Genomic DNA, 11927 nt, shown 5'->3' with positions numbered 1-11927 from the left:
TTGCCGTATCTTGCCACAGCGGGATAGCTCGCTACGCCCAATTATGACTGCCCCAACATCCAAGGTGAAGCATCGCGACCCGCCGCCAATCGTTCCGGAAGAGCTTTTGGGACGAGAATATGCGTGCAGCGGCTGCGGCCTGAACCAACCGGTCAATTGGATGGAGAAACAGCCTTACCCCAAGGAGTCAGTCGCCGGCACCAAGGCGGTGGGTCACTGGGTGCCGGTTTCGTTCTCCAACACCTGCTCAAGATGCAGGCTTCGAAATGATATCCGTGCCGACACCACGCCGCGTCGCGGATCGCTGACCATATCGGCAGACGAGGCGGTCCGGGAAGTCGCCGGTGTCTCGCTGTTTCTTTTGGCAGGATTGGGCATAGCGGGTGACAAGCGGGCGGTGATTGAATGTAAGGTTGCCCAGCTTGAACACGACTTGGCGAGAGAGAGTGGGGGGACCGTTAAAGCCTTCCACGCCAAAGATATCATGGACCGAAAGGTTTGGCCTGACAGGTCACTGTCAGCGGGCCTCAAATATGTGCGTCGGATGGCGAAAATCGCACGCACAAATCGCGTTTCCAAATTCATCACGGTTGGAGCAATGGGGACCGCAGACGCAGCTCAGAAGCGCTACCTCCGTGATCAGGTTTTCTCCGCCTACACTCTCCGAACGCTGGAGCTCTGCACGAACGCTGGAGTTCAACCCCGCTTCGCCTTCGACCAAGTTCAGCGAGGGAAGAAAAACGGGTGGGCCGAGGAGTGCATGGTAGGCATCCGCAGGTTTCCGTTGTTCGTTTGGTTTAGCAGGGGGTGTCACGTCCCAGACATCGATCATATTGAACCAGGCAGCACTCTTGAGAGCAAAATTGCCGACTGCCTCGCCTACATCACAGCGCGTGAGTTCGAACGGCAAGCAAGTGGTCTCGCCGTCGACGTGAACACGGAATGGTTTGGAGATACGCACTTCTCCGGCTTTAACGATGGGGGCGATCTTATTTACGCCGATGGTGTCGGTTTTCCGTGGCGGAAGGTGTTCGGCTCCAAGGGCGCTCGGTAGTGTCCGCCGTCTGCCATTTCTTTCCCTCGTCGCGTTCGATGCTCACGCCTCCGACGGATCATCGCGTTACACAGCGAGCGAAGCGAGGCCTCCGAGATGAATCATACAACGGATCGGCGCCTATCGCGCACCCTGAGTGAGTTACGTGATCTTACGCCGCGCTTTGAGATAGCCATGGCGCAGTTCGATGAGAGCGCAGGATCCATCGATGCAGCCAAGAAGGTGGATGAGCTAGATCACAGTGCTGAGTTCTGGGTGTCTATGGCTTCAGGGCGGAAGCGACATCCCGGTCCGCGACGCTTTGCTAACTGAGTGTTCGCGCGTGGGAAGCAGACCGAAGCTGCTCAAGTGCGCCCGCTTGCCATGGGGCGTCGCAAGCGCGAAAGTTGAACTGTGCTTAGGATTTTCGTGGGCGTCACTCACAAGCCGTGGTTCGACCACCTCTCCGGACTTAGCCCGGGCGAGGTGAACTTCTGGCAGCCGTCCGGCGCGGGCGAATTCAAAGCGCTGCGGCCTGGTGATCTATTCCTGTTCAAACTGAAGGCACCTTGGAACGCTATCGCAGGCGGCGGTGTGTTCGAGCACGCGAGCCTTGCTCCGTTGTCGCTTGCATGGGAGGCGTTCGAAACTGCCAACGGCAATCTAAGCCTAACCGACATGCGCGCCACGATAGCCAAGCTGAGGCGGATGAGGGACTTGGACAAAAGCGACGACCCAACGATCGGTTGTCGCATTCTCACGCAGCCGTTCTTCTGGCCGAGCGAGCGATGGCTGCCCGCACCCAGCAGCTTTTCGGCTAACACCGTCGTTGGGCGTACTTACACGACCGAGGACGCGGAAGGGCTCGCCCTATGGCGCGCGGTGCAGGAGCGCTTGGCCACCACACCCAACGCGCCCGAACCGGCCTCAGGCAACCGGTTCGGTGCGCCCACACTGTTGCTGCGCCGGCTGGGGCAAGGGACGTTCCGCATGGCCATAACCGACGGGTACCAGCGGCGCTGCGCAGTCTCCGGCGAGAAGACGCTGCCAATCCTGGACGCGGCTCACATCCGGTCGTACGCCGAAGGCGGCGAGCACGAGGTCTCAAATGGTCTTCTGCTCCGAACCGACATCCACAAGCTTTTCGACCGCGGCTACGTCACCGTGACCGAGGACTTGCGGTTCAGTGTATCCGAGCGGCTCAAAGCTGACTTCGACAACGGTAAACATTACTACGAGATGCACGGGAGGGAGGTCGCAACGCCAGCGCCGGGGATCGCGCTGCCCTCACAGGATGCGCTCCGTTGGCATCGCGAGAACAGGTACTTGGGATAAAAATCAGACACTCGTAGACGTAGGTTCTCGCGCACCAGCTCCAAGCCCCCTCATATTATTCGAAGCGCTGTACCGCGAGATACCGCGCCTGGGCGCTGTGGGCCTGGAGATAACAGATAGCGCGACGCGCCCACTGATCGGACGTAGAAGCCGAGCAGCCGAAGCTCCTTAGGTCGCCGGGTCATTTGGTGTATGTCTCTCTTGCGACCAACCTTCAACGACCGCAAGTGTTAGGCAGCGATATCCGATACGGGTCCAGCTAAGTCCCTTGCACCGAAGGCAGACTCTAGTAACGGAGCCATCGTGGAATGAACTATTGCGGCAATTTGCCGAGCAAGTAACGGCGGAACAGCATTTCCTACTTGAACATACTGCTGCGTGCGATTGCCCTCAAAATAGTAATTGTCGGGAAAGGTCTGCAATCGCGCAGCCTCGCGCACCGTCAGGCTCCGGCATTGTGAAGGATCAGGATGGATGAAGTAATGGCCGTCTTTGGCGATATGACTGGTGATTGTGGATGATGGTTTGTTCCATGTCTGAACTCGAAACCGATCATTAAACTTGTTGGATTTCCAGTTCTTATGCTGCGGAGATAGTGAGGCAGGGAAGTCGACTGCGCGCGGAGAGAAACCTTGAATTTCCGCGAACACTGATGCGAATGCATACCGTGCCAGATCAGCAGCCATGTGACCGCGCGCGTAATGATTTGGCGTGACTTTGAGCTTCTTGTCGTGCAGCCAGTCCGATAGGTTTCCGTCTTCTGCGGGCGCAGGAGGGAGTTCCACCTGTCGGTGCAATTCCCGAGGCGACTCTGCGAGCGCAGCGAGTCTCGCGGCCACGTCGGACAGACCAACTTCAGCCGCGCCTAGCGCGGCCACCTCGTACGCCTGACGGATCATGGTGCGCCAAGCGCCGTCAGAGTCGGCTGCCTTGCTGAGACCGCTTCTCAGCGCAGGAAAGCCCCGGATGACGTCTGATACAGTGGGAACGTAGTTCCGCTTCGTTAGTCGCTGGTCGAGGTTTAACTGGTCGGACAGGTCACCTCTGACGCCAACTAGGATGACCCGGTGACGGGACTGGGGAATACCGTATTCCTCAGACCGTAGGATGAACTGATTGTTTTTTGAATCAGGGGCGAACGAAGTGATTGTGTAGCCTTCGCCTGCATTTCGCAGGTCGTCGAGGACCTGTCCGAAAATGCTCGTTCCCCTCACGCTCGAGGAAAGGATACCCTTCACGTTTTCCATCACGAAGGCGACTGGGTTCAGTCGATCGAGGATCCTGATGTATTCCCGATAGAGGAAATGCCTCCGGTCCTCGCTGGGTACATATCCGGCTACGCCACGGTTTCTGGCGCGCCCTACGAGCGAATAGGCCTGACAAGGGGGCCCACCGACCAAAATCGCTCTGTCGCCGGCCTCCCTATTGATCTGATCAATGCGCCAGTCGATTTCTCGCTCGGCTGCCGACGATCCTAATTCCGCTTGGAGTGTCTCTTCGCAGGCGGCTTTCCAATGCGCCGGAAAGCGCCTGATCAGCTCTGCCTTGGGCAACTCGCCAGCGATATAGTCGTAATATTCGGAAGGCGGTTGGCCATCAAACTGTCGGAAGAAACTTCGTAGCCTGAGGGTGGCAAACGCAGAACTTTCCTTCTCAACTGAAAGTGCCACCTTGAAAGGGTGTATGCCGTCAGTGGACAGCGACGAGAAACCTTCGGCCAGCCCGCCTGGTCCGGCGAAAAGATCAACCACGCAGAATTTTTCCGGCACCCCGCTCCCCCTCAAAGCGTATTGATACCAGGTCCCACAGGCACATCCAGCGGAATGTCATGGCCGACGTCGTAAATGCGGCAACCCGTTCACGAATGATGAGCGATATGCCTACGAAGAACACGAAACCGGAACGGCGACTTCGGGACGCGTTGCAGGAGCTCGGGTTTAGTCTGGAAACTCATGCAGGAGATCTCCCAGGCTGCCCCGACATAGTCGACAGGAACAGGCGGTGCGTGATCCAAGTGCACGGTTGCTTCTGGCACCGTCATCCGGGGTGCCGATATGCGGCAACTCCTGTGACGCGGCCGGATTTCTGGATCCCGAAGCTGACAAGGAACGCAGAACGTGATGCGAGGAACATGCAGCGTTCCCGCGAGCTCGGCTGGAGAACGGCGGTGGTCTGGGAGTGCCAACTGCGGATGCCCGAACAGGTGCGCGCAACGTCAGCGCTCGTGGGCGAGTGGATCCGTTCGGAAGACGCGAGTTTTGAACTGCCTGTGGGAGGTGCTGATGTCAGCTCAGGAACTGGTCCAAGTCGACGCCCTCCTCCGCTAACCGCGCCAGCAGGTGAGTTAGCGCTGCCTTCTCCGAGCGAACCAGATTGAAGTGCCCTTTGGCGACCTTGTTGAGGGCGGCATCGGAACGTGGTGAGAGCAGCCCCTTCCGTTTCGCGCCAGTTGCCAGCGCTTGAGCCTTTGGGGCCAGACGCACCAGGAGCGTGTCCAGCTCGATCTCAAGGTCCATTTTTCTCACCGAGGACGCGGCTTTGATCGCTTCCTTTGCATCCTCATGATCGAGCAGCACGGAGTCAGGTAGATGCGCGAGCGGCAGTTCGAGCCGGGATACTGTTGCCCAGCATGCCTGCTGCTTGCAGTATTCGCCTACGTTCTTGACGGTCGGAGGCGTGTCCCGAATGGCCTTCGCCACGGCTGGTGCGGCCTGCTCGATGATCACACGCAGTTCCTCGGGGACTTCCTGACTGTTCCAGACGAGCTGAAGGTTGATGCCGGCTTTCCCGCTACGTCTGATTCTGTTCTGTAGCCAAGCCAGCGTGTAAGTCACGGTCTGGGCCTTGTAGCCCCTGTCCTCGCGGTACCATTCGGACTGACCCACCATGTGGTCCGTCCAGCGGAAGATCAGTGCCTTCGAGGCCGTATTCCTGAACCACACTTCGTTGAAACGTAGCGAAGAGGTCTCCCAATCCTTGGCAACCTGTTCTGCGAAGGTGAGGAAGCACTTCTGAGCGCCTTGAGACACCACATGCGGTTCACCGTCGAACGTAAGCTGATACTTCGCAAGGTCGGTCTTATCGAAGACCTGCGCCTTCGGAAATTCCAGCGAAAAGCGTCGCTTCTCTGCTGGTGTGCCATACGCGCTCGCGTCCTTGTACTGCCCACGCGCTCTTTCGTAGAACCACTTCGTCCCTGTCATCGCACCCGGCTTTGGTGGCGCCGCTAACCGACGCGACATCTGCTCCATCGCGACGTGGAACGGGTGACTCGAGAAGAAGTCCGCTTCGCTGATCTTGTTCTGCGTGTTCGCGTATCGAGAGATCTTCGGAACGATCTCCTCGATCAGGTCAGGGCGGACCACCGTCAGCTTCATCTGGACGAAGACTTCTGAGAGGTCCGCGCTGACCTGGTCTTGGGCATACAGAATCGACGCGGTAGTCTGACCTCCATTGACAATCTGAAGATCCTGTATCGCTTCGAGCGCGACAGCTCCGTCTGCCGTGCGGCCGCGCCGAATGCCCGAAGCGGTCGCCGTGATTCCGTTATTGTACGCGAAGAAGCGCTCAGGATTCTCGCGAGCCGTAGTGATGATCCCGCGGTTCACCTTTGTGCGGGCTTGTAGAAATGTTCGCACGTTCTGCTCCAGAAGCCGCGCGCCGTATAAGCCGTAGATCTTGGCAAGGAGGCTTCCAGGAATAGCAGCGAGGTAGGACTCGAAGGCGGCGTTGCCGCCCGAAGCGGGCAGGCATGGTAGCGGCTCCGAGCCAAGCGCAGTGAAATCGATCTCGATCGGTTCCGGCGCTCCCCGGGATCCCAGGATCTCGGCGTAGCGTCGAAAGTCGAAATAGTTGTAGACAGCAGATCGGCCCGCAATCTCATCCGCGGCCTCGGGTGGCCGCCGCGTCGACAGCCGCGCATTGGAGAATAGAACGACCCTGATGCGTCGGATGGCAGAAGGCTGGCTGTAGATCGCATATGCTGCCTCGAACGACGGGCTCGTTTCCTCCAGTTCGTTGATGAAAGTTGCGTCGAAGGCGAGCTCCACGAACCGCCGCGCCTTTTTCATGTAATCTTCGATTTGTTGAGCGTTCAGGACTTCCAGGTCGCTGCTTTGCCGGAAGTCACATATAGCGAGGTACAGAATCTTCCGTTCTGCATCGAGAGCGTAGCCGTCAATCTGGTATGCGCCGCGACCCTCGCGGCGGACGGGGGTGTACTGCAGATCTATACAATCTCCATTATCCGCCGCCAGCTCCGAATACATGCGGAAGAATGCACTTCGGGTGGGCTCCGATGAAGCTTCAGCCTCGAGCAGCAGCTCCTCGTTGAACTCAGAATAGGACGCTTCGAGATCAGCTGCCTCCACGAATGAGTCCTTCCAAAGTGTCGTTGAGATCAATGACGAATTGGCTGCAGGCGTCTGGCCGGATTGAGTACCGCACCTTCTCGACCCCTGGTCGCAGCATGCTCCTGACGATGCGCGGGAAATCATCCCGAACGTGGTATGATATCCTCTCTGATAGGAGCCAGTGGTCGACTCCATATTCCGGCCGATCGGAATATCCGCCAGCAACCAGCCCGCCCTCCAACCGATCTCTGGCTTCAGACTCCGTCCCTACCAAAGCTCGGATTTCATCCACCAAGGATCCGAGCGACCGCCCATCATCGCCAGTTGCCGTCGTGACACTCAGGTTCTGCTGACAAAGAACTATCGGACCTGAAGTCGTGTCGAGCTGATCCTCCGATGAAATTCGCAGACGACGGTCTGAGGTAGCAATTGTCGTCTTGATCTCGAAGATCGTTCCGGCGAACAGAAAATCCTGCTCATCACCATATGGGCCCCGCCACGAATGCACCGCGGGAGCCGCTGACATGTTCGTCAGCATCACGTCCCTTAGGAAGAGTAGCTCCCCGAATAGCCCCAAGGCCTCCTGCGGACTCAGGAGAGACGCCTTGCGGCGAGCGAGCATGTCCTGCCACTTGAAAAGGAGCGAAACCACGATCCGCAGGGCTTCATCGCCCTCGCGAGTGAGATCGCTGGTGGCGTCAAGCAACGTTACGCAGAGCGCGCGGAAAAGCTCTCTGTCATCCTCGTCGAATAGGATCAGGCGCAGCCGGTAGCGATCCTGCCCCATCGGGACCGGGTGCAGGTCGATGCCAGCCGGCGCTGGCCACTTGCCAATTGTCTCGAGCTGACCATGTCCATCAAGCTGGAATATGTAGCGGCCTTGAAAATCGCGACCGCGCCAGAAATCCAACGGGTGAGCTGGATCGGCGCGCCTGAGGTTCGGCTCGGCAGGATCGACGCTTGGCGGGATGTCGGCCCACCGGTCAGGCATCTATGTACTCGTTGACTAGGATCTCCTCGTCGTCGTCCTGCTCGCTCATGAAGAGCTCGAGTTGCTTCTTGTAGACCTTGTTCACCTGATAGGTGCGCGTCGACGGAGCCACTCCGGTTGTTGGCAGCGCGACGCTGAGAGAAACAACGGGGTCCGCAATTTTTAGCGTACCCTTGGCAGTTTTGGCCTTGAAAACATGGATTATGAGCAGCGGTCTCGATCGATGTGCGCAGTATGCCCCTTCCCCACGCCGGCCGTTTTCCGCCGCCATTTCTTCTGCAGCGGCAGCGAGTTCCTCATCGGCCATCGCGAGCTGAACGTCGTTCGGATCGGCGACACGGTTCTTCATGCCGTTGACGCGGTACACTTCCCCGTCTGCCGTCCCGCTCAAGCGTGATCTCAATCGGATCGTCCTTCCGAATACTTCGCGCGGTTCACCGGACTGAATCTGCGGAAGGGCAACATCCCACTCGCGCAGTTCCGAGCCAAGGCGGTCCCCCACGTAATCCTGGAGGAGGCTCGTATCGCCGGTTATGAGGCCAAGATCACCATGAGCTTCCGAAAAGCGGAAGCTTCGAAGGAGCGAGAACACGTTGCGACCGTTCACGCCCCGCCAGACCAGTGACTGTTGGCAGGTCGCCGTGGGGTTGGGCGAGCCAAGCGCCTTCACGAATTTCCCCACCACCGACATGTTTTTCAAATTCACTGCATCGTCGTTGACGAGCGCGTACCCTTCGATGTGACGGCCAGAATAATCCTGTGCGAGCGTGAGCTTCGATGCCGTTCGCATCTTGTTAGCGGCCGTGATGCGGATCGCGAGCGGGCTCTGACGAACTCGCAATCCGAACTGCTCGGGAGTCTGATTTAGAAGCTGCATGCGCTTCACCTCGGTGCGCAGTTCCTCGATCGCAGCATCGACATATTCGTAATGATCCAAGGACGTTTCGGGCAGATAGAGCCGGCAAATATCTTCGTAATCCGGTCGGTAGCCAAACCATCGCGCCATCTGCATGAGAGTGTCGGATGCTGCCGTATTCCGGAGGATGTACGACACCGTCAGGCCCTCAAGTGTCAGACCGCGCGACAGAGCCAAGCCGCCGATGGCGATAACGTGCAAGCCCTTCTCGCGATTGCGTGAGTATTCGAGGGCACCGCCCTTCATGTTCACCGTAAGGGGTTTGATGCTGTCGACTGCGTCCGGAAGGAGCGGCAGAAGCATCTTGAACCCAATTCCGAGGTCGCCGTACTCCTCCTCGTACGTCGCTCTCAACTCATGAATGTCACCGTCCGTCACGGAACCGAACGGAAGGTTTGCATTGACGACGACGGCGTTCTGGAGGCGCGTCAGGTATGTATAAACGAGGCCGAGGACGCGTTCTTGGATGTCATTGAACCGGCTGACATTGATCATCATCGAACAGTGCTGTTTGCCTTGGCCACGCAGCACGCGGATCGCCCTCGACAGACAGAATACACGTATGGCCTTGAGGAGAGTTGGCGGGAGTTCCTCAAGTGGGTGAGTCCGCTTGTGTGCGAGCGGGAGGATGTCACCGAAATCGTCGACAACCCTGACCATCGATGTTTTTAGGTCGCCATCGTCCGCGAAAACCCGGGCAGAACCGACGTAATTAGTCGGGGGATCCAGCGCCTTGATGAAGTGCCGCGGGAAAAGGTCATCGGCCTCCATCGCCTCGTCGCTGTCTGGATCAATGAAAATGTTCGCGAACGGAGTGGCGGTGTATCCCACGTATGCAGAGCGATCGAAGAGGGCGAGAGTCTGGCGGATGACCCCGTTGATGGCGGTGGTGCGCTTCGGATCCTTGATTGTATTGATGGATGCGTTGTCCGCCTCATCGTCAATGAGCAGGCAGGGCAGATCTAGCGTGTCCGGGCCGCCCTGTTCGATGAGCCAGTCACGCAGCCTTTCCAAAGGCGCCTTGTTCTTCTTGGTAACAAAAATGATTGGTTCATTGTGTGCCGCCAGGCTGAAGAACATGCCGGCCGCATCCCGAGTGAAATCGCGATCCCTAGATGTCCCGTAGGACGGGATTCGCCGTTCCGTCGCGTACATCTGGATTGGCAACGATTCAGGTGCCACAGGGCCAAAGACCGATTTCTTGCCGATAAATGTCTCATCGAGACGTTCCTGCGTCTGCGCACGGAGCGAGTTCGTGATGCCCGCCAAGAGGATGATCACCTTGTAACCCGCATCCGCGGCCTTGCAGATCAATGCTGAATAGTTCGTGGTCTTGCCCGATTGGACGTGGCCCATCACCATACCCCGTCGGCCGCCGCTGCTGGGCTCGGTCGGATCGCCAGAGAAATCCAGGATCTCATCGGTCACGTTGTCGAGCGTGGCGACGACGTGCGACGGCAGAACGTTGCCCTCCAGGTAGTACCTGCGCAGGCGCGGCCAGTAGTAAGAGTTGTGGCTGCTACGCTTGTCCTGCAGCCAAGGACGGAAATCCTTCGTGACGGCGGCGCCCCTCGCCTGCGTTACGGTGAAGCCATGCTCGAGCTCTCTGATCGCCAGTTCGCGATCTTCGTCGGTAAGATTCGCAAAGGGGCCGCTCTCTACCGTTTCGCGGATCGCGCCCACCGGGATTGGGAGCCCTGCGGAAATCAGTTCACCGTACTTCTGGTTCAGACAGATTCTGAAATACGCGAGTTCGCTGTCGATATTAGCCACCTAGCCAACCCTTGCTCTTGAGATGCTCCGAGACCATCGGCCACGCTTCACTGAAAGGCTGCGTGAACTTCAGTATCTTCACCAAATTTTCAAATGAGCCGCCTGCGTTCGCCAAGAGAAGCGGAAGGGCCGCATCGAGCTGGTCGAGAAGCTTCCGCGGATCGCTCTCAGCTTGGTGCAGACCGTCAGGGTTAGCCACGACGTCCTGGCCGAAATTCACAACGGGAAAATTCTGTTCGATAGCGCTGATCGCCGCGAGTGCGGCCCCGCTCAGATCATCTTCCGGTAAGTCGAGGAGCGCTGCGACCAAGGGATGCTCGCGGTTGATGTAGTAACGGATCTCGCCGCCACGCGCATACTTGCTCCAAACCGCTATCTTGTTTGCGGACGATATCTTACCGCCCTTCGATCGGAATACCTTCCCAGAGCTTTTCCGCAGTCCCTCTACGATCGTCCTGAGACGGTTGCGCAATGCGGTCGGTAGCTGAGCGTCGGCCTTATCGACGGTGATCTTCCACAGCTCGTCGAGCGAGTTCGGGATATCAATACTGATCCTGACAAGCTGGGAGAGCTCGCCATGCCTCATCAAACGGAACCATGTCCCGTTGATGATCAGGCGATGATTTCGGTAGACGTAGAATCCCTGGTTTCGGACAAACCCTTCCGCGCCAGCCAGCCGCTCATAGTCGCCGGCGCCAAGTTTCGAATAGTGCGGAAGGATGAAGGGCTCGATGCGAATCCTCCCTTTGCCGCGGACAGCCACCTCCTGGATTTCCAGCGGTTGGGTGGCATTATTGGAGCGATGGAACGGATCAAATGGTGAGAGAGGAGTTCCATTGAGCCGAATCGCGAGCTTGCGCCCGCGAACCTCTCCGGCGAGATAACGATGGAATACCAGTGACAGTCGATTTCGAGCGTGAACGATCAGATCATTGAAGGCAGATTCCGCTAGATTTCCGTTCTCGGAAAGCCGGTCGCACGACGTCCAGATAACCTCAGTGCCGTGCTTCTTTTGCACCTGAGCGGAAGCGAGTTCGGTGATGTCTGCCACCTCGAGGACGCCCATCTTCCAAGCGTCGACGTCGTCTAGATCCCAGGTTGCACCCGACAGCTTCCCATTCTTCTGGCTGACTACGGTCAGCCGTTTGCACTGCGAGAATGAGGCAGTCTTCATGCCCCAGCCAAAGCGGCCAAGGTCATCCGGTGAGCGTTCGTCTGAAGGGTTTGAGCTTGCGGGTCTCATCGCAGCGTGCAGCTCGCCCTGCGTCATTCCGTCGCCGTCGTCGGCGATGCGGACGATCGGGTCGGCTGCGTTGTAAAGGCAGGTCAGGTCGACGACTTTTGCCTTCGCCTTGATACTATTGTCGATCAGATCGGCGAGTGCGCTCGCGAGATCATAATTTCCGAAGCTGCGGGCGGAGGTCATCAGCGCGCACGCATCTGGAGGATTCTGAACGTAACGCATTCGGGTCAGACCGCCAGTCCAGCGGACGGGCACGCGCGAGGTACCCGCCAGAGACCACGGTG

The 11927-nt window shown here is 58.2% G+C and carries 8 protein-coding genes; 3 read left to right on the top strand and 5 right to left on the bottom strand.

Annotated features, from left to right (window positions below; translation table 11 throughout):
* Positions 1 to 64: 64 nt before the first annotated feature.
* Both ACUXST_RS02630 and ACUXST_RS02625 read left to right on the top strand, forming a co-directional pair.
* A complete protein-coding gene (locus ACUXST_RS02630) occupies positions 65 to 1054 on the top strand; it encodes a hypothetical protein (protein ID WP_458388390.1) in 990 nt (329 codons plus the stop codon).
* Positions 1055 to 1519: 465 nt separating this feature from the next.
* Entirely contained in the window at positions 1520 to 2368 is an 849-nt protein-coding gene (locus ACUXST_RS02625; RefSeq protein ID WP_458388389.1) for an HNH endonuclease, read from the top strand.
* A gap of 230 nt (positions 2369 to 2598) precedes the next feature.
* On the opposite strand, the gene ACUXST_RS02620 is transcribed toward ACUXST_RS02625, so the two are convergent.
* Positions 2599 to 4137: a DNA cytosine methyltransferase gene (locus ACUXST_RS02620; protein WP_458388388.1), complete on the bottom strand. Its 1539-nt coding sequence runs from the start codon at positions 4135 to 4137 to the stop codon at positions 2599 to 2601.
* A gap of 59 nt (positions 4138 to 4196) precedes the next feature.
* On the opposite strand from ACUXST_RS02620, the gene ACUXST_RS02615 reads away from it, so the two are divergent.
* Positions 4197 to 4745, top strand: a complete 549-nt coding sequence (locus ACUXST_RS02615; protein WP_458388387.1) for a very short patch repair endonuclease — start codon at positions 4197 to 4199, stop codon at positions 4743 to 4745.
* On the opposite strand, the gene ACUXST_RS02610 is transcribed toward ACUXST_RS02615, so the two are convergent.
* The 4 genes from ACUXST_RS02610 to ACUXST_RS02595 all read right to left on the bottom strand — a co-directional run bounded on the left by ACUXST_RS02610 (position 4654) and on the right by ACUXST_RS02595 (position 11865).
* A complete protein-coding gene (locus ACUXST_RS02610; protein WP_458388999.1) occupies positions 4654 to 6636 on the bottom strand; it encodes an AIPR family protein in 1983 nt (660 codons plus the stop codon). The genes ACUXST_RS02615 and ACUXST_RS02610 overlap by 92 nt on opposite strands.
* A gap of 88 nt (positions 6637 to 6724) precedes the next feature.
* Positions 6725 to 7711, bottom strand: a complete 987-nt coding sequence (locus ACUXST_RS02605) for a PD-(D/E)XK motif protein (RefSeq protein ID WP_458388386.1) — start codon at positions 7709 to 7711, stop codon at positions 6725 to 6727.
* Positions 7704 to 10400 (bottom strand): Z1 domain-containing protein, encoded by a 2697-nt coding sequence (locus ACUXST_RS02600; protein WP_458388385.1) that lies wholly within the window; start codon positions 10398 to 10400, stop codon positions 7704 to 7706. The genes ACUXST_RS02605 and ACUXST_RS02600 overlap by 8 nt, the downstream gene beginning before the upstream one ends.
* Positions 10393 to 11865 carry an ATP-binding protein gene (locus tag ACUXST_RS02595; protein ID WP_458388384.1) on the bottom strand — a complete coding sequence of 491 codons (1473 nt, stop codon included), beginning with the start codon at positions 11863 to 11865 and terminating at the stop codon, positions 10393 to 10395. Before ACUXST_RS02595 ends, ACUXST_RS02600 begins: the two co-directional genes overlap by 8 nt.
* Positions 11866 to 11927: the final 62 nt, after the last annotated feature.

Source organism: Sphingomonas sp. F9_3S_D5_B_2, from assembly GCF_054263715.1.
The sequence above is the reverse complement of the archived record's forward strand: the minus strand, read 5'-3'. Positions and strand labels throughout refer to the sequence as shown.